The organism is Elusimicrobiota bacterium, from assembly GCA_026388155.1.
Classification (GTDB): Bacteria; Elusimicrobiota; Elusimicrobia; order Elusimicrobiales; family UBA9959; genus UBA9634.
The window spans coordinates 203,380-226,832 of the sequence record JAPLKI010000018.1 but is presented as its reverse complement, the minus strand read 5'-3'; the positions used below and the strand labels follow the sequence as shown (position 1 = coordinate 226,832).

Below are 23,453 nucleotides of genomic sequence, written 5' to 3'. Positions count from 1 at the left end.
TGTCGTCGGCGCGATTTCCGGGGGAAAAAGCGTCTTATTCAACGGATAGCCGATAGTCAGCTCGCCGTATTTTGCTTTTTCATCATAGGCCGCCAGAATATCATCTATCCTTAGAACGGATTTAAGCAAAGTGACCAGCAACGCTATCAATACGCACGCGGCAACAGCAACGATCATGGTCACTTTCCGGCTGAGTATTTTACGCATTATATACTCCTTGAGATGGCATCCACCTCAATTTCAAACAAAAGATCGTCACGGCATATATCAGCGCATAGGACGATCATGGGAAAGCCGGTTTTTTCATGGTCTTGACAATAGTTATTAAAAGCGGCGATATCTTTTGCGCGTTTAAGGTAGACAATAGACCGGGTAATATCAGAAAAGCCCATCTTTCGGGAAGCGAGTATAGCCCCGACAACTTTCATGGTAAACGCGATCTGCGCGTCTATATCATCAATATGGGCGGTTTTCCCGCTGATGTCAATGCTTGCGGTGCCGGATACAAGAACACAGCGATGATCGGGCATGACTATTTCCACAGCCCTGCTGAACAAACTGCCGTATGCGGAAGCGGGGTCCTGCAGGGGCGATAGTACTTCCCGTATAATGACGTTCTTTTGTTTTGTCTGAATCGATACGGCGCCGGCGATAAGCGCGCTATGAGCGGGGTTATTTCCTCCGATACCGGTACTGGCAGGCAATAAACCGCCAAAAATGGCTTTTTGCTTGAAAAACCCGGTGCGCGCGGCGTTGAACTCAGCATACCACTGAACAATGTCAGCGTTATAGAACCAGGTGCGCACAATGTTTGACACCTTCATCCCGGCCAGTCCCAGCGTTTTTTCCAGCTTTTCCAGGGTTTGCCGGGCTTGTTCACTTCGCGGGACAGAAGAAACATCCGGATTTACATTCCCGATAAAACAATATTTTGCGAGATTATCTTCAAAAACACGCGCTGCAGGTTTAGCGTCAAGGAATATTGTCTCAACCTTAACGCCGGATACGGCATGTACCTGTATGCCTGCTATGCCGCTTCCGGGATAACGATTGCCCTCAACCCAGGTAACCGGCCAGTTTATCCGGCCAAATGCATTCTCCAGATATTTTATAAATGCGCCGGATTCGCTAAGAGGTCCGAACACGTCAAATTTAACTATCTCGGCGTTCTGTGTTTTAAGCGAATGGGCCAGCCTATCGATCATGGCCGGGAATTGTTCACCCGCATTGGGATAAACTGAAATATAGATCTCTTTCAGATTGTGCCGGGAGATAGTTGTTGAGTAAATCCCCGGACCTGATAGTTTCTGTATATTTGCCAGGCTGTCCACGACCTTTCTCCTGTCTGCAAGCCTTATATCTTCGCGAATTTATTTAAATGACTATTAAAAGATTATGTCAATTCTTCGAGGATAAGTCTACCGCTAGAAATATCCAATGCCGGATGAGCCTGAGAATTTCCATGTTTCCAACGCAAGATGAGCATGAAAATGATAAGTGTCTTCGGTGTTTGTAAATCATCCGATAAGAGCGCGGCAGGCAAATCAATGGAGCGGGTGACGGGGATTTGGGTGGAAAAAACCGTCCGGAGGCCGAGACTTACGTAAGCGGCGAGGCCGAGGAACGGAAGGGCGGGCACGGTGTGTCCCGACCCTGATTTTTGGAACCCAAACCCCCGACAGGCCCCGCGAACCCTATCAACAGCTATCCATGCTAAAGTCGGAAGACCCTAAAAGATTATGTCAATTCTTCGAGGATAAGTCTATCCCTCATTTAAAAAGACTGTTGCTGTAATATTTCAGTAATTAAGGGAGTATTATGGAGTAAATTAAACGGGGTGGCAGCAGGGGCATTTCGCAGAAGCCTCCGGAGCCCGACTTGGGCTTGCAGTCAGTGGAGGGCGAGGATGGCAGGGGCCGACGCGCTGGAGGACCCCGGTTCTGCGGGGTGCCCCTGCTGACAGGACCCGGAAACAGTTACCGAATCACTAAGCATTAACACCTTTTGCCTTTTTTCTTGATATCCCTATCCCTTTATTACAAGCAGCGGCCTGAACCTGGCCACCCGGCGGGCAATTCCGGTTTCAGCCACCACCCGCACCACGGCTTCCACATCTTTGTAAGCTTCCGGCATTTCCTCGGCCAGCGTTCCCCGCCCGGCTGAGCGTACCCATACTCCCTTGTCGGCAAGTTCCTGCGCTATATCCCTGCCGCGGGCGCGCTTTACGGCTTCGTGGCGCGACATCAGCCGCCCGGCGCCGTGACAGGCTGAGCCAAAAGTTTCGCTCATAGCCTTTCGGGTGCCGGCAAGCAGATAAGAGCAGCGCCCCATGTCGCCGGGTATTATAACCGGCTGGCCGGTGGCGCGGTAGGCCGGCGGGAGTTCCGGGTGGCCGGGGCCGAAGGCGCGCGTGGCGCCCTTGCGGTGCACCACAACTTTGATCATTTTGCCGTCCACTTCATGTTCTTCCAGTTTGGCGATGTTATGCGCCACATCGTAAACCAGATTCATGGCCAGCGCCCTTTCCCCCAGGCCCAGCGCCGCGCCGAATATTTCCCGCGTAAGGCCTGTAAGGGCCTGGCGGTTCGCCCAGGCGTAATTAGCGGCCGCCTGCATGGCGCCGAAATACTTCTGTCCCTCGGCGCTCCTGAAAGGAGCCGCGGCCAGTTTCTGGTCGGCCAGGGCTATACCGTAACGCCGGGCGGCGCCGCGCATGACTTCTATAAAATCGGTGCAGACCTGGTGGCCGAGGCCGCGCGAACCGGTGTGCAGCATTACGGTAACCTGTCCCTTGAACAGGCCGAAGCTCCGCGCGGCGGCTTCGTCGAATATGTCCGTCACCTCCTGCACTTCCAGAAAATGATTGCCGGACCCCAGCGTGCCGAGCTGTCCGCTCCCGCGCTCCAGGGCGCTCCTTCCCACCGCGTGCGGGTCGGCGCCGTTCATAACGCCGCCTGATTCCGAGTTCAGCAGGTCTTCAGGCCGGCCCAATCCGTTTTCAACCGCCCAGGCGGCGCCCTTTATAAGCGGCTCTTCCCGCGAACGCCTGCCCAGCAGTATGCCGCCGCCCACGCCCACTCCGGCGGGAATGCGGGAATAAAGCGCGGCCGCCAGCGCCTCAAGTTTGTCCTGTATGCCGGGCCTTTCCAGGCTTGTGGCCAGCAGGCGAACACCGCAATTTATGTCGTAGCCCACGCCGCCGGGTGAAATTACGCCGTTTCCTGCGTCAAAAGCGGCCACGCCGCCTATGGGAAAACCATAGCCCGTGTGTATGTCCGGCATGACAAGGGCCCGCCCGGCCAGACCCGGCAGAGTAGCGGTGTTTGCCGCCTGCTCCAGGGCTTCGGCTTCAATGAACTCTTCTATTGCGGAGTCTGCGTAAATGACGGCGGCGGCGTTCATGCCCCGCTTATAGGAAGGGCTTATCTCAAGCCTGTAAGGGTCCAGGCGTTTAATATGCGGATTTTTAACAGACATAAAACAATAACCTGCCGCCTTTTTCCCCGTGATCCGGGAGGGGGCTCAGGCGTGTGCGCCGCCGGCGGTTATTTTTTAAGCGCGGCTGATTGCGCGCCGGCTTCCACAATACGATAATCTTTGGCTCTATAGAGCGTTTTGTACAGCCGAAGGGCGCTGCTTATGTTCTCAGCGGCCTCGCTCCTGTCACCCAAAGCTTTCAAGGTGCGTCCCTTATAATCAAGAACGCGGGCTTTTAACGCCGGCCTGGAGTCCAGTTCCGTCCAGTTGGTCCAGGCGCGCAGGGCGCGGGTATAAAAATTGTTCGCCGCTTTTATATTTCCCTGCCTGCGGTAAAATTCCCCGGTTTTATAGAGAATAATAGGGTAAGAGTCCATAAGTTCGGCGTCCAAAACCTGAAACGGAAAAGCGGTCTCCTTGTTATGGAATATTGCGACCGCTTTGTTGTAAAAAATTTCCGCGTTTTTTAGATTCCCCTTTTTTTCATTAAATTCCGCCAATGCGGATAAAGCATCGGCAGTACTATATTTTTCTTCGACGTTCTCCTCTTCCCGCCGCGACAATATTAATCCTTGCTCAAGGAAAGGTCCGGCCTTGCCAAGCTTGTTCTGCTGAAGATATAGCCTGCCCAGGCCGGATATTCCCATGAAGCACCCTTCAGGATTGTTCTTGCAGTTATAGTCCAGGCTTTCCCGGTAAAACCTTTCCGCTTCGGGCAGATACCCGTGTATATGGTACGCCGTTGCGAACAGCACACTTGACCGTCCATATTCCCATGTTGCTCCGGGCAATTTTACCGCCTCCGTCATGGCAGCGTAATAAGAGGCTTCGGCATCCCTGAACTTGCTTGTCATATGGGCGTTTATAGCCTGGTTGTAAAATTTATAGAAAGCTTCTTTTCCGGGTTCCGGTGAGACAAATTGTTGCTGCGCGGCCAGAGTTCCACCGGTCAGAACTATGGTAATTAACGCCAGTTTTACCGTTTTTCGCATATAGCTCCCAATGTGTAAAATAATATGAGGGACGATCTTAAATCTACCACAAAAGACTTAAATGGTGCAACAATAAAAAAGATAATATCGCGCCTCTTACTTTACCGGGATTTCAATGTTTTTTTCGGGACAGAAGCTCCGCCCGGAGTACTTTATACTGTTGGATTTTGGACTTGTAATAGTCGTCAAGCTCGGGATAGAGCGGTTCTTTGATATCTTCCAATCCGGCTTCCGAACAGGGGATGTTCAGAACTTTCCGGCAGTATTTTTCCGGGTCGGCGGAGTAATATTCCCATCTCCATTTGTAAGAGGGGTTGGCCATCCGGGAGACAAAGCGGGGCGTCCGGGCCATTTCAAATCCTACATAGGTCTGCTCGACAAGATACGCCAGATATTCGCCGGCGTTGGAATAGCGCAGGTTCCATTCCGCGGTCAGGGGCCTGCGGCCCAGCTTGACGGGGTCCAGTTTATAATAGGGCCACTCGAACGATATCCGCATATGCGTCAATTCATGCGCGATAAAAGCCGCGTTCTCCCGGATAAAACTCCGGAACACCTTTTCATTCCCCGCAAGCCTGCCGAGCCGCCAGTACTTTTTCAGATACCTGCTGTCCGTGTAAACGGTCTTTCCTTTGCTGTTGCACCAGTTCAGCGCGGTCTCGTCGTCCGTAAGCCCTATCCTGAAGGATATTTCCGGATGCTCTTTCAGGAACCCCGCCGTTTCAGCGGCCACCGGGTTCGAGCTGCTTTGAAATATATCCAGATACGCCCCGCGCAGCCGGGGTTCTATTTTTTTTATCGCGGCCACATCCGCGCGCGAGAACAGCTCCGCTTTCTTCCCGGCGGAAAAAGCCGCCGGCCCCGTGAAAAGAACCAGAAGCACAATTAACCAGGGTTTTTTATTATTCATCCTATTTTCTACTCGTACTGCGGCTTCCATAACCGCGAGAAACGGAGCGAGACGCCGGTCATCAGACTGTATCCCCAAAGCGGGCGCGTCTTCAACGAGAACCAGTAGAGATCCACGAACGGCGCGATGGACAGATGCCTGTGAACCGGAATGCTGAGCCTCGCGTTCGCGTCGCCCTCCACGCGCAGGTCTGTCGGGCTGTCGCCGTGCGCAGAAAAAAAGTAGTTATTCCAAAATTCCCCTTCCAGCTTCGCGCCGCCGGGGCCGAACGGCGCTGAAACAAGGGCCCTCACGCGGAGACCGGTCTGGGTGTTCGGCGGATCGCGCGAGAGATCGCGCTTGATGTCCGCCGTAAGTTCAAGGGTCTTTACCACCGAGCCGTCATAGAATTCAACGCCGGGGAAAACGCTGTAGACCTGCTTTCTGCGCAGGCCGGGCACGGCCTGAAATTCGCCGTCGGCCTGCAGGCCGAGCGAGGGGCCCCAGGCGCCGGCGAGCCAGCCATACGGGGTGCCTCCCACGCGCCGCGTGGCGAGGGTCAGCAGCATAATACGGTTGGCGGCAAGGTTTGTAATCGTCGGCGCATTGCGCGGGCTCAGGCGGTCCTTCGCGTAATCCATCTCAAGCGTGGTGGTCCACTTGTATTCGCTGCGCAGATACTCGACATCGGTCTTGAGGGTTCCGCCGATAGTCAGCTCATTGAAACCCTGTATGCGCGAATTCGGCACCTGGTCAAAGCCGGCCGGGCGGTCAACGCCTACCTGGCGCAGATTCAGGCCTATATCGCGGAAATTGACCCGCCAGAGACCGTGCTCGCTGACCGGTTTGCCGGTCATCCATGAACGCCAATCCGCAAGCGTTGCGGTCCCGGAAAGAGCGCGCAGTCCGTCAATAACTGCGGCCGCGACGGTCGGCGCGTCCCTGAGCGGCGCGTAGGGCGCCGGCAAGCCGAGAGCCTCGGCCGCGCTGCGGGAAGTCGCAAGAAGATAGGTATCCTTCTCATTGAACGGTACTCCGCTCACAAGCCCTTTTTCCGAGTCAAAGCCCGAAATCGCCATGCGTATCCGTCCGCCGGAGGGCTGGCCGGCGGCCTCCCGCTTTTTCTGCCCGGCGGCCTCGTCGAAAAGCGATTTAAGCTGCGAGCCGGGTATATGCGCCAGCACTGCCTCGTCGGCGGGGCCAAGCCACTGGCGCACAAAGCTCTCGCGCACCGCTCCGACGGTTGGAGTCTGCAGCCCCGGCGCGGGTAAGAGGGCGGCCTCAGCCCGGGCGCGCCAAGCGAGCACCGCGGCCGCAAGCGTCCAAAAGTCGCGAGATTCGTAAACCGGCAGGCCGGCGCGCTCGGACTGAGGAAAGACCTCGCGCGCTGACGGCAGTATAGGGACATCGGTTGAACGGGCGACTTCCAGGAATTTTAGAGCGGGCTCCGGTGAATCGGCGGCGAGCTCCACCTCGTCGTCCAGCAGGCGCGCGCTTTGAGCCATCTTCCACATTACGCGGTCCCCGTCGGCGCGGCGCTCCACCTCAACGATATTGAGCGCGGGCCAGTAAGCGTACACGGGCGGCAGTGTATTGGCAAATTGCTGCCGGCCGGACTGTTCAAAAGCGCTCGCGGGGGGCGGAGTAAAAGTCAAAAACGGCGCGTCATCCGCGAATATCAGGTCAAGGCCGCGCGTTGTAGTGGCCAGGCGCGCGTTGTCGGTCGCGTCCAATGGTGAAAGGACGATTACAATGTCGGCCTCCGCGCGCAGGCGCGGTATCAGCGCCTTGACCGCGGCAACGGGCTCTTCAATTTTAAAGTCCGCCAGCTTTGCGGGCTTGAGCAGCCGTCCGGCCCACGCCGGTGTGAGGCCGACAACGGCCACGCGCGCGCCGGGAACTGAAAAGACCGCGTACGGCGGCAATATAGTCCGCTCGGATGCGGTTGAAAAAACGAGGTTCGCCGATAAATACTGTATCCCGGCGGGGCGCTCACGGCGGTAAGCCTCAAGCGCGGGCCAGTTCTCTATTTCCGAAGCTGAAACGGCTGAAAACTTCAGCCCCGCGCGCTCAAGCATCTCCAGCGCGGCGCGGCCGCGCGCGTCCGAATCATCCGCGCCGAAAGTCCCTCCGCGCGCAAGGCCTATGAGCGGGCCTTTCGCGGCCTCCTGCGCCGCCGCGGCGGACAGCCGCCCGATACCGCCATAGCTGCGCCCGACCATCACTATAGTGACATCGCCCCCCTTCCAATGCAGGCGGTAGTAGGCGGCAAGTCCCGTGCGCAGGCGTCCCGAAACCGGGTGATATAGTTTGGCATGCGCAATGACGGAAGCCTCAGGATCGGGCGTGGTTCCGACATCGGTTTCCGCCTGGGATTCGTTCAAAGGCCTGGAATCCGGCATCCGGAACGTAGCGGGATTTGCCGCGGCTTTTTTGAGCGCCGCTATGAGGGATGCAACCGGCGGATAGACAAATATGATCTCCGAATCGGATTCAAGTACCGCGGTCCCGGACGGTGCGGCGCCCGTGGACAGGCGCAGATAATAATCCGGGCCGGCAAATGAACACGGCAGCTCGTCAACGGAATCAAGCGTCGCATCGGCGCCGGCTTCGCGCAGAACGCGCTCTATCGCCTGAACTAACTGGAGCGTGACCTCGGTTGGTTCGTTCTCTATGAGAGCGAAGCGCAACGGCGCCGCAGCCGCGCCCTCCGAGAAAGCGGAAACAAGCAGGGCCGCCGCCGCGAACACAAAGGCTTCCCCCCGCGCGAGGCAGATTAATTTACGGAATATATGTGATCTTTTTCCTGAATTCCCCGGCCGGCCGCAAAAAAGTTTAGGGTTATATGTCATGTCCACAAAGTTGCCGCCAGGCTGTCCCGCTAATAAAAAATAGGTCAACACCTGTTTGATTTATTTTTTCCCGAAACGCAGTTTAAAGGTTAAAAGAGATTCCCCGGAGAAAAGCCGGCCCGCCACGGTCACGAACACGGCGAACACCGCCGCCTGGTAAGCTATTCCCCATACTACATTGGCGTTATTGCCCGCCATGACGTTCTGGGGAGCTATGAAAGCGTGCGTGAACGGAATAGCGTAGAGCAGAAATTTGAGGCCGAACGACGCGCTGTTTATGTCCACGAACATCGGCAGGAGATAGGAGAGCATAAGCATCATCATAAGCGGAGTCATCATCCCCTGCACGCTTTTCAGGTCGTCGGCGAGCGCCCCCAGTATAAAAGCTATGGACAGCGCGCAGAGAATGCAGAACAGCACCGACACCCCTATCAGCAGGTAGCCCTGGGGCGTTATTAACAGACCGAGTTTTGCAAGGGCGGCGCGCGTGGAAGCCGCCACCGGGCCCGCCCCGCCGGTCACCCCCGACATGAACGAGCGCATGCCCAGCATATACGCCGCCGAAAGGAGCGATGCGATGAATGCCGAAGCCGCGAGCTTGGACACCACCAGCATCCGCCTGTCGATGGGGGAGCTTAAAAGCGTCTCCAGCGTCTTGTTCTCTTTTTCGCTCGCCACCGCCGTCATGACCATCTGCGCCGACAGCATCACAATAAAGAACACCGCTATGGGGAAAAAATAGGTCTGCGACTGCGCGAAAGCCGTTACCTGCGACACCGGCACCCTGGCGACGGCGCCGCCGACAGCCACGAATTCCGCGGCGGACATCGGCTCTTTGAGGAAAGCGGCGTCGGCCGACGGGGCCCTCTTTTTTATTGCGTAATCGCTCAGTTCGGCGTTAACGCGGGATATGGTTTTGCCTACCCTGGAAGCCGACAGCGCCGCGCCCATGCCGGTCACGCTCGTTTTAAACTTGGAGTAGAATCCGACCTCCGGCTTCCCGCCGGCGTCCAGCGTCTTCTGCATGCCGGCGGGCAGCGTTATAAAAGAGCTCTCGCCGGAGTATTCGGGAGAGAAAAGCGCTTCCTCCGCGCCCGCCGGTATCACTTTGTAGCCCGCTTTTCCCAAAGCGCCGATAACAGCCCCTGATAGGGCGGAACGGTCCATGTCCGTCACAACCACGCTGTTATGCGCGGCCGACGCTTTGGTCTGCTCGCCGGTGAACTTGCCTATCAGATTGAAAACAAAGAGCATCGCCGCTATGGATATTACGAGCTGGCGGGTGAGAAGCTCTTTTATCTCTTTTTTGACCAGTATGAGGAAGATGTTCATTGCGCCAATTTTATGAAGACCTCCTCCAGATTGTCCGTGGCGAAATGCGCCTTCAGCGCGGCCGGCGTGTCGCAGGCCAGTATCACGCCCCTGTTTATCATTCCTATCCTGTCGGAAAGGAATTCTATTTCCAGCATGTTGTGGCTGGAAATAATGAAGCTCATTCCCTCGGAAGCGAGCTGTTTTATGGTCCGCCGTATCTCGTAGCCGTTGATTATGTCAAGTCCGCTCGTCGGCTCGTCAAGTATGGCCAGTTTCGGCTTTATCATCACGGCCCGTGAAAGCAGGAGCTTCCTGGCCATGCCTTTGCTGTATGTTTTTATCTTTTCCTTAAGCCTGTCCTTCAGCCCGCAAAGCTCGGCGCCGTAGCGGACCGCCGCGGCGGCCTTTTCTCCGTCGCGCAGGAACACGGAAGCCATGAAATGGAGGTATTCGTGGCCGGTGAGGTTTTTATAGGCGCCCGCTTCTTCGGGCAGATAGCTTATTATTTTTCTGACCTCGGCCGCGTCCTTGACGGTGTCCAGGCCGAACACCTCGGCCCGGCCGGAGGTCGGCAGTAGTATAGTGGCCAGTATTTTTAGAGTGGTGGATTTTCCGACCCCGTTGGGGCCGACCAGGGCGAATATTTCGCCTTCATGCACATTGAAACTCACGCCTTTGACGGCTTCAACGCTCTTGTACTTTTTAACGAGGTCCGTTACGTTTACCGCGTTCATACGGATAAGTTATCAAGTTTCCCCCGTCTTTACAAGCCCGCGAACGGCGATAACGCACTAAATATTTTCATGTTTATACCATTAACACCGGGCGACTTTCCACCCACCACAAAAGGTAGACGCTACCTTTTGCTATTAGTATCGTTGGGTGGCTGACCTCATTTCTTCAGTCCGCGTAGTGGTGGAGTATTTCGGAGATGAAGGTCTGATAAGGAACGCCCAGTTTCTGGGCTTTTTGCTTGAGATGGGTTAAATCTTCACTGTTGACGCGGATATTCAACACGGCGTCTTTTCTGCGTGCGGCGATAGCCCTGGCTATCCCGCGGATTTCGACCGCGCCGGCAGGCACATATTCCCCGCGCAGAAGCGCCTTCTCCGCGGCGAGTTCCGTTTTACCCAGCTTGATTTTTTTCATTAGAGTTCACCCTTCTCCAGCAGCCTCGTATACTTTCGGCTCGGGAACAGCGTCTTTAAAAATATTTCGCCATCGCGTGAAACATACGGCACTACCCAGATATAACCCTTGTGCCGAAAAAGCAGGATATTCTGGTTCGCCCTTTTTAAATGCTTTAACACGCCCACAAGTTCGGCATGTATGATCTCCTCAAAAGAGACCCCGCGCTCCCGCTTAAGCCGCTCGCTCTTCCCAATATCCCAGCGCATCCCGCCTCCAATATTGTAATACATTTGTATATACAAATCAAGGCCCCTGTTTTAGACCTTCTTTGGATCAATTTTTTCTCCTTATTTAGCATAGCAGACGAACACGACAAAGGTCTGTCGTGTTGGCTTTTCCATATACGATGTATTGTCTTAGGGATTTAACCCGGATTTATCAGCTCTACCGCTATTTTAATTACGATTTTCATTACAGGGGATGGTGAGTTCACGGCCATTTTGGGGGCATGGCCGTCTTCGGGGTAAAACACAGCAAGTTCACCCGCCTGCAGATGTACAGGGGTCCAGCCCCCGTTCATCACCGTACCGAAGCAGGCATCCTTGTCCGCATCATAGGCCTCGGTAATATCCAGCCTCTCCAACGGCACCCAGCCTATAATTTCCGAACCTGACGCGATATACTGGATATCAATATACTTCCTATGGCATTCAAACTTAGGGGCGGTCGTTATCACCGTTTCATAGCGCTGCACCAGGGCGAACACCCTTTCCCCGTCTATCGCTATCTTCCCATCGGCCAACCCGCCAAGGTCCTCCCGCCGCAAAAAATCCATCACCTTAGCCATACCCCCCGGCCCAATCCCCTGCCGCCCAAAGCTCTTAATATCCGTAACGATCATGTTTTATTTCCTCGGTACATTTTTTCAATCTGTTCCCAGCTACCCTTATAAAATAAAACCGCCGGGTTTCCCCGGCGACGACAAGAACCCACCTCAAATTAATTATTCACGGCCCATAAGGTCTCTTGTGGGGCACGCGTAGCTATTCGCCTTTCACAAGAAGCCCTGCGTCGTCAAAATCCCCTTGATTGGCGTTCCATTCTGTTTTTAAGCCAACCTTTAAGTTATACAAATCACGTAGTTCCCAGGAAGCCACCTTCCAATATTTATCCGCTTCCTCAATTATTTGAATTTGCAATAGCAGATGGTGTGCATCCATTTTTATTTTCTTCCCAGACGTGAAATAGAATAGCCGATGGTGGGTTCCTTTTTTATTCTTCTGTGCACTTGTTTTTAATTCAATATATGATATTTTCCCATCTAAATTTATAAGCAAATCAGGATAACCACTACTTCCAAGTTTTTCTGGGTTCAACGATGTCTTTTTCATTTCTTCAACAATTGCGCTTTCCATTTTACTGCCAGCTTCATTTGCCCGACTTGCTTTATATCGTGTTTCCGATTTTCGGCTGGCCTTCATGAAATTATCCATCGCTTTTTTGATTGTATCTAACAGTTTGCTGTCATCCGGGTCGGTTAAAGTCATTGGCAAAATGTTGTAATTGCAGACAGCCATAAGAATCTCAGAAAAACTACGCTTCCCAAGTTCCCCGGGCAACTGAGATATTTCCTTGATTGTTATTTTATCTTTTGGATTAATGTCCATTTGATTTTAGTATTAACAAGTCTTGTTTTCGTTTGAAAATAGCTTTTTCAGCTTCTTTTACATATCTAGGATCTATCTCAGTACCTAAAAATGACACACCGAGTCGAAGGCAGGCAAGAGCAGTGGTTCCGATTCCCATGAATGGGTCGTAAACTATCATTTCGGGTGCTATTCCATGAAGTTTTACACAGAGGTAGGGTATTTTTTCCGGAAATACTGCCGGATGGACGATGGGAGTAAAAGCACCCTGTTTGTTTTCATATCTAACAAACCAGATGTTTCCCCTATCTCTTTTGTTTGATTTGGTTTTCCATCGAGTTCTATTGCTCTCATGTTGATAAGGCACACCAATCGCCAACTTGTCTAATTCCACTGTCCCGTTTTTTGTAAAGTGAAAAATATACTCATGACATTGGTTTAAATATTTAGGGGTATTTATGGGCTTAAAGTGCCCCAACGAAATATCCCCATTAAGCCCATTTGAATTAGATTTCGTCTCCGTGCTCTCCTTTGGGAGTGCGATTGCTTTAACCCAGTGGATGGTGTTTTGTAATTTAAAATACTTAGAAAACTCTTTAGCCACATCGAAAGGAACCCAAGGTTCACTAGGAGATCCAACGATATTGAGAAAAAAAGAGCCATCATCTTTTAAGACTCTTTTACTCTTTTCAGCGACTAACCCCATCCACGCAACATATTCACCATTTTCTTTGTTGTCTTTATATTTTGAATACTTTTTATGTAAATTATAAGGAGGAGAGGTTACAATCACATCGAGCGATTCTCCCGGCAGCTCATCCATAAAGACGAGACAATCTTTTTCATAAATGAGGTTAAGTCTATTCTTCGCCAGTTTTTCCTTTTCCCCCAGTTTGATTTCTCTGGTGGGCATTACTGCGGAATTTGAAACTGGTAAAGGTGTGCTCATAATTTTATTATAACTAATTCGGAATAGATTGTCCTGCATGAGGTCCTCCCGAGTATACGATTGTGTTCCTCTTGTAGATATGCACATATATCCTCCTTAAACATTTTTAAACAGTCCATGAAGATCATCACGACAACGGAATGTTATGAGACTTTAGAAGGGATATATTCCGCTAAACTGTATTGCTTTGCTCTGGAATACACACCCTCCTCCTTAATATCCACATAAATAGCATAGCAGACGAACACGACAAAGGTCTGTCGCGTTAAAATGGGTGGGATATTCGGATTTATCGTTAATGGGCGGGGAAAATAACCTATTAATTTAATGAGCCAGAGAAACGTGACAATCTAAGGGGTGGCACCGGGGTTTGTTCGCGGGGGTTTTCCGGAAGGCGACTTGGTCTTGCAGTCAGTGGAGCCTGAGGATAAGGGCGGCCGCGCTGGCCGACCCGACCCCCGCGGACAAATCCCGGTGACAGGACCCCGCACTTTTTCTGGAAACCAGCCAAAGTGCGGGACAAGCCCCGACTTGCCATTGACTGGACCCCCGATAACGAATCTCGGGGGTGACAAGGTATATATTTAAACTGTTACGGCTTTTCTATCTCCACGGTGGAGGCGGCGGTGCGGCCGAAGACTTCGGGCTCGTACATGCCTTCCACAAGCGTCGACGGCGCATAATACACCCCCGGCACCGTCGCCTGCACAATATAGGAATACTTGTGCTCCCCCGCCGTCAGATAATCCGCGAAAATGAGCATCCGGTCGTCATACTTCTCCGCCCGCTCAAATTCACCCCAGTCCCCCCCGCGCTCCCCCTTGGCCGCCAGCGTCCGCGCGTCCTCCGAACTTTCCACCGCGAAAGCCGTATTCACTATCTCAAAACCCGCCGGCACCGGGTCGTTGACCGCCACAAAAGTCCGGTCCTGCGGCGTCTTGACCGTAATAGTTACCACCGCCCGCGCCCCCGCCTTGAAAGCCCCCGACCCGCCCAGCATCGGCTTGATCTCTTTTGTTATCTCAAAACCTTCCGAAGCAGGCTTATCCCTTTTCTCCGGCACAAAACCCATTCTGAGAGCATAGTAAAACCGGCCCGTTCCGGACTTTGAGAACTCCAGCTTTAACTTGTCCCCCCCGCCGAACAGCCCGGTGAAACCAAACGTTTTTTCCCTCGGGGAAGGCGTTCTCTCCGTGAACCGCTCCCGTATAAGCTCGGGCAGCTTCTCTTCCGACCTGGAAACCACGGCGGTAAAATCAGGCGTTTCCTTTTCATAATGCCGGTAAAAATTCTCAAAGGCCCGCAGGGACCAGGAATTTTCCTGCGTGGTGCGCCAGCGCCCCTTGGCCTTGCGCTCCCCGGTAAGCCAGGTAACCGCTTTTTCGTCACCCGCAAAGCCGCCCTGCGAGTCAAGCATGGCGTCCAGCATTACCGCCGTGGTCTGCACGGGGCTCGAGTGTATCCAGGGCATGGCCTCGGCGTCCTCAAAATGCAGTTGGGTGGGCGAATACCGCGCCTGCGTCATTATTTCGGCCGAGAGTTTTTTGGAAGTCTCGGCGTCAAAGCCCAGCAGCTTGGCCGCTTTTACCATGTAAGCCTTGGCCAGATACGGCACCTGGTCGCGCTTATCATAAAGCTGGCTGAAGTAGCCGCTCATGTTTTTGCCGTTAAGCGCCAAAGCGTAAACCGCGTAGGCGCGCGCGGCATAATTCTCGCTTGTGCTGTAAGGGTAAGCCCAGTTGGTCTCCTCGGAGCCCAGATAAGCGGTCAGCCAGTCAATGTCCTTATTGATAACCGCCGGGTCCACCTTATAGCCTTCCTTAACGGCCAGCGCCGCGGCCTCAAGCGTGTAAGCGCTGATATAAGGGTCCGGCTTCCAACAGCCGCCGGTCCAGTAGCAGAAGCCGCCTGACGGGTGCTGATAATCCGGCAGATGGTCAAACACCTTCTGCGTTTCCTCTTTCAGCGTGGCGAGCCCCCCCAGGCCGAAAGTTTCAATAAGTTCCGCGCCGGTAATTACGGGCATAGAGCGGGAAAGTTTCTGCTCAAGACAGCCGTACGGATATTCAAGCAGGTAGCGCGCCCCTTCGCTGAGGCCGCTTAAGGCCGTGGGTGAAAGGTTCACAAGCAGGTCCCCCTCGGCTTTGGGGTAAGGCCGCAGAAGCGTTTCCTCGCTTAGACCTGAAGAAACGCCGCTTGTGGCCGCGTATTCGAGGGGCTCCCAGGTCTTGACCGGCACGCGCCATTCAAGACCGTCGGTTTCCGAACCGGCCTCGGCGCGGAACCGGAATATCGTTTCGCCGGGTTTTTCCGCCGTGCAGGCCCAGGTTATTTCGGCGGCTTTGCCGCTTTCCACCGACACCGTGCGGTAGTCTTCCCCCTTGACCAATATGGAGTAGCCGCTGGTCTCTATGGAAAGCACCGCCGTGGAAATGCCGGCGGTGTAGTTATGAAGGACCACGCCGCAGTTAAAAGTATCCCCCACGCGGGCCATGCGCGGCAGGCTTGGCCGCAGCATCAGCGGTTTTGATACGGTGACCGAAGCGTCGCCCGAGCCGAACAATTTGGCGGAGTTCGCCACAGCCATAAGCCGGAAGCGCGTAAGACTGTCCGGCAGTTTAAAATTGACCTTCGCCTTACCGTCGGGCCCGGTTTTAACCGAAGGGTTCCAGTAAGCGGTGGGCGTAAAGTTCGAGCGCAGATCCAGGCCCGCAAGCGACGCGCCGCCGCCCCCGCCGCGCGCCTCGCCTTTTTCACCGTAACTGCGCTGGCCGATAATGTGCAGGCGCGAGTCAACGGTGAGAATATTAAGCGGCCTGGGGCCATAGAAACCGGAGAACACGTCCGGCGTGGCGTAGCCGGTCAGGCTCAGCACGCCCTGGTCAACGGCAAATATTGTGAGCTCGGAAACTATCGGGCGGCCGGATTCATTCGCGGCTTTGACCTCCAGATTTACTTGCTGGCCGGGGCGGTACTCGGCTTTGTCGCTTTTAAGGCTTACTGCCAGGCGTCTGCCGGCGGGGCTGACCAGCAGGCTTGCGTAGCCGAATTTTGCCTGCGGCTTTGACAAGTCGTCCTCGCCGTCTTCGGAATATTTCTGGTCGGCCGCGCGGCCTTTAACCAGTATCACGCTGATAAAGGCGTTGGGCAGGTATTTTTCTTTTATGGGCACATTTATAAAATCCGCGCCGCCTTTGGTGGTGGTCAGCCAGCGGTCCAGCACACCCTCGCGCTCCACCGTTACCAGAGCCTGCGCTTCGGCGTAGGGCGACTTCACCATAATTTTGGCCGTTTCACCGGGCTTGTAATCGGTTTTTTCCGTTACCAGCTCTATAATATCGGAATCCTCCCTGGCCCACCAGGCATCGCCTTTGCCGAACACATAAAAGCTGAAAGAGGTTTCTGTTTTGCGGTCTTCTTCGTCGGAACCCTCAACGGTGAAAATATAATAGCCGCCTTCCGCCGGGGTGAAGCTCCAGGTTTCTGTTGAGGCGGAAGCGGTGAAAGTGAAGCTTGACACCACGGTGTCTTTGGTTTCGCTCACCCATTCAAGCCGGCCGCCGAGGCCCGCGCGCCGCGAGCTCAGCCACTGCCGCTTTACCATTTTGCCAATGCCCGCAAGCCCAACGGCGGGCGAGCCGTCCGGCCTTACGCCTATAAGTTCGGCCGACCAGGGCTTGCCGGCTTCCACAAAACCGCCCGAGGCTTTTACGCCGAAGTAAAGATTCGCCTTGTGCACAAAAGCCGAGGCCCGGCCGAACAGTTTTTGGCGTTCGGGGTCCGTAATGCCGGCTTCAAAAGAAGCCGTAACAGCGTTGCCGCCGCCCTTAAGGTTCTTCTCGACCTGTACCTCCACCGAGGCCTTGCCTTTTGAGTCCAGCTCAACCGAACCCGAACCGGCCAGTAGGTCCAGCCTTTCCTGCGTGAATTCCCGCCCGAAGCTGAAGCCTTCGTGGCCGGGCGGCGCGTAATAAGCGCTTTCAAGCCGCAGGGTCCAGTCGGCCCTGCTTTCGGACATGGGCGCGCCGAAAAGATACCAGCCCTCCACCGCTGCCTTGAATTTATCGCCGGCGAGGAAAGAATTGCCCAGCGTGCGGGTTTTAACTTCAAAAGTTGCGGGCTTGAACTCCTCCACGCGGAAGGTTTCCGTGAAAAGGAAAGGGCGCTCTTTGCCCTGATAGCTGCGGTCCTCGTCTTCTTCGTCGCCTTCCACGGCGCGCGCGACGGACTTGTCGTCCTCGTAAGGCTCGGAGGCCTCTATGCTCCAGACGCCGGTGGGCGAACCTTCGGCGATCTTATAGGCGTAATCAAAGGAGGAAAAATCGGTCGTTACGGGCACGGTGGCCTTTAATACACGGTTGCCGCGCGAATCGGTTACGGAGATCTGCACCGCGTCAAGATCAAGCGGCGCCCAGTCGCCGGAGACCAGTTTTCTGCCTATGCCTTTTATGTCCACCGTTTCGCCGGGGCGGTAAACGCCGCGCTCGGTGAACAGCGCGGCCGAATAGCGGCGCGGCCGCGGGGCGTTTTCATAATTAACCGAAAAACGCCAGGGCTCAACGCCGCCTGTCCAGGAAGTGTTCATTACGGCCGTGCCGTTCTTGCTGCGCGCGAACACCCATAGCGCGGGCCGGGACCACCGCTTCCAGTCGGTTATCCCCAGTTTCATCCAGCCGGGCGCGTCGGCAAAGCCCTGCTTGTCGGTGACGCCGGACCACAATATTTTATTATCGTCATTCCTTATTTCAACCGGCGTGTTGGTGGCCGGGCGGCCGTTCCTGAGGAAACTGACCCAGATAAGTGTGGAATCGGGCGAGCTTTTGAGCGTGAGGCCGAGGCGCGTGACATTATCCACCATGCGGTCGGTCCCGCCCCGCGCGTCCGAAACGCCGGCGTAGGCGAAGCCCCCCGTTTCGGGGTTCAGCACATCGGAATAATCCAAGAAGGTCCGTATACGGATGTTCTTCTGCCCGACGGAGGGCTCCCAGTTTTTGGAAACGCTGTTAGAAAGCAGGATCGCGTCTTTCATGCCGCCTTTGTAAAAGGGAATAAAATAATCTTCGTTTATGTTCCCTTTTACGACGGCGACGGGGCCGGCGTTCACCGCGCTGGCGGGGTGGCGCGGCGGCAGATAACCCTCCAGCACGCCGAAGCCGGGCTTAACGGATAAATAGGGGCAGTAATCCCCGGTTTCAACGGGGAAGTCAACGGCGTCGCCAAGCTTATTGCCGAAAATATCGGTTAAGCCGGCTGGAAGTTTAAAGACGTATGAAGAAGCCAGCTTGAATATTTCATAGGGCAGGTCATAATAGACCGTGCGTTTGGAACTGTCCCTGTAGCCCTCCCTCCTATATTCCTCGACCGTGAGCGCGGGCATAAGCACCGGCGCCGCCATTTTCGTGTAAAGTTCCCAGTAGCTAAGCGGGTTGGAAAAGCCAAGCCTGAATTCGTGCGGCATGCAGCCGCCCTCGGGAAATTCTTTCACCTTAAAAGTGTAATAAGGTTCAAAATTTATGACCCTGTCGGCTTGCAGACCCAAATTACCCCCGCCCGCAAGCAGTCCTTTTTTGAACCTGAGCGCGTAGGAGTAGTCCGGCTTAAGTTGTGAGGCGGGCCTTATGGCAAGCACCGTGCCGGTGGAAATATCCTGCCAGGGGTAGGGCCAGAGTTTTTTAACTTCTTCGTCTTTGGCGGAACGGACTCCGGCGGGAACTTCTTTCACGCTGCCGTCGGGGGCGGTTTCCTCAAGGGTTATGAAATCTCTGGCTCTGACTGAAGCCATGGGCAGACTGAAAGCCGCATAAGCCACGGTATCCAGCGGCAGCCAGCGGGCCGCGTCGCGCGGCTCGCTTTCTTTTATAGCGGGGCGGAGAGTCTCAAAGAACCAGACCTCGTCATTTTCCAGGACCTGGCCGCTGTTGCCGGATTTAAGGCCTTTTTTAACGCGGGCCGCATAGAGCGTGGCGGTGGTCAGCGCCTGCGCCGGCTCAAAAGCCACGGTCTGAGTGCCCTGCCAGCGGCAGCGGCCTTCAACGGATTTGAGGTCCCTGAAACTGTCCAGTTCGGCGGAGGAAAAACCGGAGTAGTTGGCTTCGGTCAGCGTATCCCGCACCTCAAAAACCTCAAGCGGGCAGACCTCTCCCATTTTTTCTGCGGAGGTAAGGGCGGCCATGGGCTGGTTGAAGGTGGCGGCTATGGAGCGGACGGCGTTCATGTCGCTTACCGGCCCGTAGGGCGTCTTAGAAACCACCTGCGCGGCCGGGTATTCCGCCGAGGCGGCGGCACAAAACAGAGCAGAAAGAATTAAACCCACCGGAACGGTCAAATTTGAAAGTTTTTTCATTATTTCCCCCAGCCGGAATTTTTTTGATGTATCCGGAGATTATCTGTCTTCCTGATATATGGCTATTATAGAGTTAGGCTTAGTAATAGTCAATGGCCTCACTGAAAAACCCGGCAATTATCGCATCCGGCATACGGCTTTTGCGTAGCGACTATTTAATATAATACTTTTATGCAGATATTATTCCTTTCCTTTTTGTTTTTAACGCCGGCTCTTTCATACGCCAAGAGCGCCCCCGCTCCTTTGGCGGCAGCCCCGGCGCCGCAGGTTCAGCCGAAGGATCCCAATAATCCGAAGGACACCCCGGGCTTCTGCATATTCGGGGCGCAGTCCGGCAAGCCGTTTGACAGCGAGGCGGCCTTCAAATCGGTGGTCTGGAAAAGCGATATTGTCTATGTGGGCGAGACGCACGATCAACTGCAGGACCATCGGGCCCAGCTTGAAGCCCTGAAAGCCATGCGCCAGGCGCGCGGGTCAAAGATAGTGGTGGCCTTTGAAATGCTGAACATGACTTTGCAGCCGGTTTTGGACGACTACGCCGCCGGTAAAATTACCGAACAGGAATTTCTTCAGAAAGCCGACTGGTCCAAAGAGTGGGGTTTTGACTTTAACCTATATAAGCCGCTTTTTGATTTCATCCGCGAAAACAAGCTGAAGGCGCTCGCCCTGAATCTGCCGAAGGAAATTGTTTCAAAAATAGCCCGCGAAGGGCTTGAGGGGCTTTCGTCCGAGGAAAAGCAATATCTGCCGGAAAAAGTGCAAATAACAAAACATAAAAAATACACGGATTACATGAAAAAGTCTTTTGCTGAGCACGGCGATAGCCCCATGGTTAAAACGTTCAAATTTGAAAATTACCTGGCCTCCATGTGCGCCTGGAACGAGGGCATGGGCTCGCGCCTGGCCGATTTTATGAACAATAATCCGGGGTATTCGGCGCTTGCGGTGGTAGGGAACGGCCATGTGCTGTATAACGCGGCCATACCGGCCTCGGTGAAGGCGCGCGCAGAGAAACTGCGGCAGGCATCGTTTTATACAGAGGACGCCGCACTTTGCCCCGACACAATGCCGGCTGAAGCAAAAAATATGGCCAATTATATCTGGTACATAGCCCACCTGAAAAAGGCGGAACCCGCAGCAGTGCAAAGCTCAACCACCACATTTGGGAACACGCCAGCGCCGACAGCGCCGGAAGCAGAAAAACTGCCATAGGCTATACGCTTTATGCCATAGGCCTTTAAGGAATTCCTTTAAAGCATATAGCTTATGGCGTACGGCTTACGGCGCGGCTGTTCCAGCCGCATGGCTTATGGCCTAAAGCGTATGGCGTTCTTCGCATATAGCCTAAGGCTTATGGCTTATGGCGGGCGCGGCGCCCTTACAGCTTATGGCATTCATCATGCGCGATATCTTTAAAAAATCCTTTGCCACCCTGTGCGCCTTCCAGCCGAACGCGCGGCGGTTCCTCGCCATGTCTTTTTTGCTGGCTTTCGCGCAAAGCGTGTTCGGCCTGGTGTTCAATCTCTACATCTTGAAACTTGGCTACAACCGTGACTTTCTCGGCTCGCTGGGCGCCCTGCCCTCGCTGACGCTGGCGGTGCTCTCCGTGCCGCTGGCGCTGATGTGTTCAAAAATTTCAGCCCGTAAAAACCTGCTTTTTTCGCTGGCCCTGGGCTTCGCGGCCATGACCGGGCTTTCGCTGCTGCCGGGCAGAACGGCTCTCCTTTTTTTCTCGGTCCTGTCCGGCGCGTCCGGCGCCTTCTTTTCAATAACCGCTTTCCCGCTGATGGCCAGGAGTTCCTCCGAAAGCGAACGGCAGAATCTTTTCAGCTACCAGTTCGCGGCTTCAATGACGGCGGCTTTCGCGGGCAACCTGGCGGCGGGCTGGCTTGCCGGATTCGGGGCGAAGTTGTTTTTCGGAGGCGAGGAGGGGGCGGCGGCCTACCGGCTTACCATGCTTGCCGCCTGCGCTTTGCTTGCGGCGGCCGCCTGGCCGGCGCTTAAGATAAAGGAAAACGCCGCCGCCCGCGGCACGGAAAGCGGAGCCTTCTCCGGGATAAAACTTTCGCGCGCGCTTATGGTGTTCGCGCCGCAGCTGATAATAGGCTTCGGCGCGGGTATGATAATGCCCTACCTTAATATCTTCTTCAAGAGCGGTTTTGACCTGCACATAGGCAGCCTGGGATTTTTTATGTCCCTTATGCCGCTTGCCATGGCGGTGGGCGGAATGCTGGGGCCGTGGCTGGTAAAGCGCCAGGGCCGCGTGCGGGCCATAATAACTTTCCAGACGCTTTCCATACCCTTTCTCGCGACAATGGGCTTTTCCGGCCTGCTGCTGCCCACCGTGCTGGCGGCGTTCGTCCGCACCATGCTGATGAACGCGAGCTGGCCGGTTTACAGCGTGTTCATGCTGGGGCATTTTCCCGCGGCCCAGCATTCGGCCGCCAGCGCCATGTATTCGGCCGGCTGGAACCTTACCAATTCGCTTGGCGCGCGCCTGAGCGGCCGCCTGCAGATGGATTCCGGCTTTACCCTGCCTTTCCTGATAACTATAGTCTGCTATTGCCTGGCGACACTCCTCCTCTCAAAGCGCTTTCTGAAAGAAGACAATAAAAAGACCGCGCCCCCCGCGGCCTTGAAAGAAGAGATGGAGTGAGCAGGGCAGCGAATAGCAAATAGCGAATAGAGAATAGGGGTGAGGGAAGGTATTCCTTAACTACCCTTTCTTTTACCCTAAACGCTAACCCCTATCCCCTGCTGTATAACCCCCTAGCCCCTCGCCTCTAGCCGCTAATCAAATTAATTAAACGCTACTTCCAAGGATTTACTGCGCAGGAGCAGTGAATTGTCTTTCAGCCATTTCCTGCGCATTTTGTAGTCCGGATAGAACCCGCTTACCAGGCTCCAGAATCTTTTCGAATGGTTCATCTCACGGAGATGGCAAAGCTCGTGCACGATAACGTAATCCAGCACTTCCGGGGGCGCGGCGGCCAGGCGCCAGTTGAAATTAAGGTTCCGTTTGCCGGAGCAACTCCCCCACAAAGTGCGCTGGTCTTTTATAAAAACGCGGCCATATTCCAGGTTCAGCGCGGCGCCCCAGTACTTAACCCTGGCGCGGATGATATCTTTTGCCGCTTTGCGGGAAGCATTATCCGGGTAATAGCAGCGGCTAAGCCGCATTCGCCCCGCCCTTTTGGATTTAACATCAGCCCAAAAGGGCGGGGCGGGAAAAATATCCGGCAGTTCGCGGGCCAGGTCCCGCAGAAAGTTCCGCACATCGCGGCAGACTGCATTCAACATAAAATAAGATCCACGGAGAAGGGAACTTCGTTGAGCACCAGGTTCAAAGACCTGCCGGAAGCCTCGCCGTAAACATGGCTGGATTCCCGCAGCGCGGCGGTCCATTTTATAAATTCTTCTTTGGGCCAGGCCCAGATCTCTATCTTTTCGCCCTTGGGTATCTCTTTTTTTATCACCTCGCGGAACCTGCGCCCGTCCTCCGGGCTTTCCCGCAGCGCCACAAGCCTTGCGCCATGCAGGCGCCTGGCCACCTTGGTAAGCTTGTTCGTGGCGATATTGCCGCATTCTATCCATACGCTGACGGCGCCCGCTTCATCCGTAACAAGAAGGTCCGGAAAAAAACCGAAATCCACCACCGCCGGGTGCTTTGGGCCGACCTCAAGCGCCGGCTCTTGGCCAAAAAAAAGAATAGCAGCCGCGAGCCTGAGCGCGACATGCTCAATTGTTTCCTCTTCTTTGGCCACAAGCAGTATCCGCCTGGTCCCGCCGTTTATATTAAGCTCGCATCTTACGGTCATAGTTCTGATTCAATTCTATAATTAATGTGGGCGACGGTAAAC

The 23,453-nt window shown here is 54.6% G+C and carries 18 protein-coding genes; 2 read left to right on the top strand and 16 right to left on the bottom strand.

What is annotated here, in order from left to right:
- From NTX59_08600 to NTX59_08535, 14 genes are all read right to left on the bottom strand, one after another.
- A partial coding sequence (locus NTX59_08600; protein ID MCX5785737.1) for a hypothetical protein occupies positions 1 to 207 on the bottom strand: 207 nt, incomplete at its 3' end.
- Entirely contained in the window at positions 207 to 1,331 is a 1,125-nt protein-coding gene (locus NTX59_08595; protein ID MCX5785736.1) for a RidA family protein, read from the bottom strand. The genes NTX59_08600 and NTX59_08595, both read right to left, overlap by 1 nt.
- A 694-nt stretch (positions 1,332 to 2,025) precedes the next feature.
- The gene (locus NTX59_08590; protein ID MCX5785735.1) at positions 2,026 to 3,477 is read right to left on the bottom strand and encodes an RtcB family protein; all 1,452 of its coding nucleotides are present in this window, start codon (positions 3,475 to 3,477) and stop codon (positions 2,026 to 2,028) included.
- A 68-nt stretch (positions 3,478 to 3,545) separates the two neighbouring features.
- Positions 3,546 to 4,469 (bottom strand): tetratricopeptide repeat protein, encoded by a 924-nt coding sequence (locus NTX59_08585; GenBank protein ID MCX5785734.1) that lies wholly within the window; start codon positions 4,467 to 4,469, stop codon positions 3,546 to 3,548.
- A 112-nt stretch (positions 4,470 to 4,581) separates the two neighbouring features.
- Complete coding sequence (locus NTX59_08580) at positions 4,582 to 5,379, bottom strand: hypothetical protein (protein ID MCX5785733.1); 798 nt, start codon at positions 5,377 to 5,379, stop codon at positions 4,582 to 4,584.
- An 8-nt stretch (positions 5,380 to 5,387) separates the two neighbouring features.
- Entirely contained in the window at positions 5,388 to 8,108 is a 2,721-nt protein-coding gene (locus tag NTX59_08575; GenBank protein ID MCX5785732.1) for a hypothetical protein, read from the bottom strand.
- A gap of 162 nt (positions 8,109 to 8,270) precedes the next feature.
- A complete protein-coding gene (locus NTX59_08570) occupies positions 8,271 to 9,542 on the bottom strand; it encodes an ABC transporter permease (GenBank protein MCX5785731.1) in 1,272 nt (423 codons plus the stop codon).
- Positions 9,539 to 10,258 carry an ABC transporter ATP-binding protein gene (locus tag NTX59_08565; GenBank protein MCX5785730.1) on the bottom strand — a complete coding sequence of 240 codons (720 nt, stop codon included), beginning with the start codon at positions 10,256 to 10,258 and terminating at the stop codon, positions 9,539 to 9,541. Before NTX59_08565 ends, NTX59_08570 begins: the two co-directional genes overlap by 4 nt.
- 166 nt (positions 10,259 to 10,424) lie before the next feature.
- Positions 10,425 to 10,673 (bottom strand): antitoxin, encoded by a 249-nt coding sequence (locus NTX59_08560; GenBank protein ID MCX5785729.1) that lies wholly within the window; start codon positions 10,671 to 10,673, stop codon positions 10,425 to 10,427.
- Positions 10,673 to 10,921, bottom strand: coding sequence for a toxin (locus NTX59_08555; protein ID MCX5785728.1), 249 nt, complete (start codon positions 10,919 to 10,921; stop codon positions 10,673 to 10,675). The genes NTX59_08560 and NTX59_08555 overlap by 1 nt, the downstream gene beginning before the upstream one ends.
- Before the next feature lie 158 nt (positions 10,922 to 11,079).
- Positions 11,080 to 11,556: a YhcH/YjgK/YiaL family protein gene (locus NTX59_08550; protein MCX5785727.1), complete on the bottom strand. Its 477-nt coding sequence runs from the start codon at positions 11,554 to 11,556 to the stop codon at positions 11,080 to 11,082.
- Between the two features lie 142 nt (positions 11,557 to 11,698).
- Positions 11,699 to 12,322: a hypothetical protein gene (locus NTX59_08545; GenBank protein MCX5785726.1), complete on the bottom strand. Its 624-nt coding sequence runs from the start codon at positions 12,320 to 12,322 to the stop codon at positions 11,699 to 11,701.
- Positions 12,312 to 13,289, bottom strand: coding sequence for a site-specific DNA-methyltransferase (locus tag NTX59_08540; protein ID MCX5785725.1), 978 nt, complete (start codon positions 13,287 to 13,289; stop codon positions 12,312 to 12,314). The genes NTX59_08545 and NTX59_08540 overlap by 11 nt, the downstream gene beginning before the upstream one ends.
- Before the next feature lie 553 nt (positions 13,290 to 13,842).
- Entirely contained in the window at positions 13,843 to 19,593 is a 5,751-nt protein-coding gene (locus tag NTX59_08535) for an MG2 domain-containing protein (protein ID MCX5785724.1), read from the bottom strand.
- 171 nt (positions 19,594 to 19,764) lie between these two features.
- On the opposite strand from NTX59_08535, the gene NTX59_08530 reads away from it, so the two are divergent.
- Positions 19,765 to 20,805: a ChaN family lipoprotein gene (locus tag NTX59_08530; protein MCX5785723.1), complete on the top strand. Its 1,041-nt coding sequence runs from the start codon at positions 19,765 to 19,767 to the stop codon at positions 20,803 to 20,805.
- 175 nt (positions 20,806 to 20,980) lie between these two features.
- Positions 20,981 to 22,249, top strand: coding sequence for an MFS transporter (locus tag NTX59_08525; GenBank protein MCX5785722.1), 1,269 nt, complete (start codon positions 20,981 to 20,983; stop codon positions 22,247 to 22,249).
- 143 nt (positions 22,250 to 22,392) lie between these two features.
- Here the strand turns inward: NTX59_08525 and NTX59_08520 are convergent, their stop codons facing one another.
- Together NTX59_08520 and NTX59_08515 are read right to left on the bottom strand one after the other, a co-directional pair.
- Positions 22,393 to 22,893 (bottom strand): M48 family metallopeptidase, encoded by a 501-nt coding sequence (locus NTX59_08520; GenBank protein MCX5785721.1) that lies wholly within the window; start codon positions 22,891 to 22,893, stop codon positions 22,393 to 22,395.
- Positions 22,887 to 23,411 (bottom strand): YaeQ family protein, encoded by a 525-nt coding sequence (locus NTX59_08515; protein ID MCX5785720.1) that lies wholly within the window; start codon positions 23,409 to 23,411, stop codon positions 22,887 to 22,889. The genes NTX59_08520 and NTX59_08515 overlap by 7 nt, the downstream gene beginning before the upstream one ends.
- Between the last annotated feature and the right edge of the window lie 42 nt (positions 23,412 to 23,453).

Bases quoted from the DNA above. Each gene is read 5' to 3' on its own strand.
- NTX59_08590 (MCX5785735.1), bottom strand. From the start codon at position 3,477: ATGTCTGTTAAAAATCCGCATATTAAACGCCTGGACCCTTACAGGCTT.
- NTX59_08585 (MCX5785734.1), bottom strand. From the start codon at position 4,469: ATGCGAAAAACGGTAAAACTGGCGTTAATTACCATAGTTCTGACCGGT.
- NTX59_08580 (MCX5785733.1), bottom strand. From the start codon at position 5,379: ATGAATAATAAAAAACCCTGGTTAATTGTGCTTCTGGTTCTTTTCACG.
- NTX59_08570 (MCX5785731.1), bottom strand. From the start codon at position 9,542: ATGAACATCTTCCTCATACTGGTCAAAAAAGAGATAAAAGAGCTTCTC.
- NTX59_08565 (MCX5785730.1), bottom strand. From the start codon at position 10,258: ATGAACGCGGTAAACGTAACGGACCTCGTTAAAAAGTACAAGAGCGTT.
- NTX59_08560 (MCX5785729.1), bottom strand. From the start codon at position 10,673: ATGAAAAAAATCAAGCTGGGTAAAACGGAACTCGCCGCGGAGAAGGCG.
- NTX59_08555 (MCX5785728.1), bottom strand. From the start codon at position 10,921: ATGCGCTGGGATATTGGGAAGAGCGAGCGGCTTAAGCGGGAGCGCGGG.
- NTX59_08550 (MCX5785727.1), bottom strand. From the start codon at position 11,556: ATGATCGTTACGGATATTAAGAGCTTTGGGCGGCAGGGGATTGGGCCG.
- NTX59_08545 (MCX5785726.1), bottom strand. From the start codon at position 12,322: ATGGACATTAATCCAAAAGATAAAATAACAATCAAGGAAATATCTCAG.
- NTX59_08540 (MCX5785725.1), bottom strand. From the start codon at position 13,289: ATGCAGGACAATCTATTCCGAATTAGTTATAATAAAATTATGAGCACA.
- NTX59_08535 (MCX5785724.1), bottom strand. From the start codon at position 19,593: ATGAAAAAACTTTCAAATTTGACCGTTCCGGTGGGTTTAATTCTTTCT.
- NTX59_08530 (MCX5785723.1), top strand. From the start codon at position 19,765: ATGCAGATATTATTCCTTTCCTTTTTGTTTTTAACGCCGGCTCTTTCA.
- NTX59_08525 (MCX5785722.1), top strand. From the start codon at position 20,981: ATGGCATTCATCATGCGCGATATCTTTAAAAAATCCTTTGCCACCCTG.
- NTX59_08520 (MCX5785721.1), bottom strand. From the start codon at position 22,893: ATGTTGAATGCAGTCTGCCGCGATGTGCGGAACTTTCTGCGGGACCTG.
- NTX59_08515 (MCX5785720.1), bottom strand. From the start codon at position 23,411: ATGACCGTAAGATGCGAGCTTAATATAAACGGCGGGACCAGGCGGATA.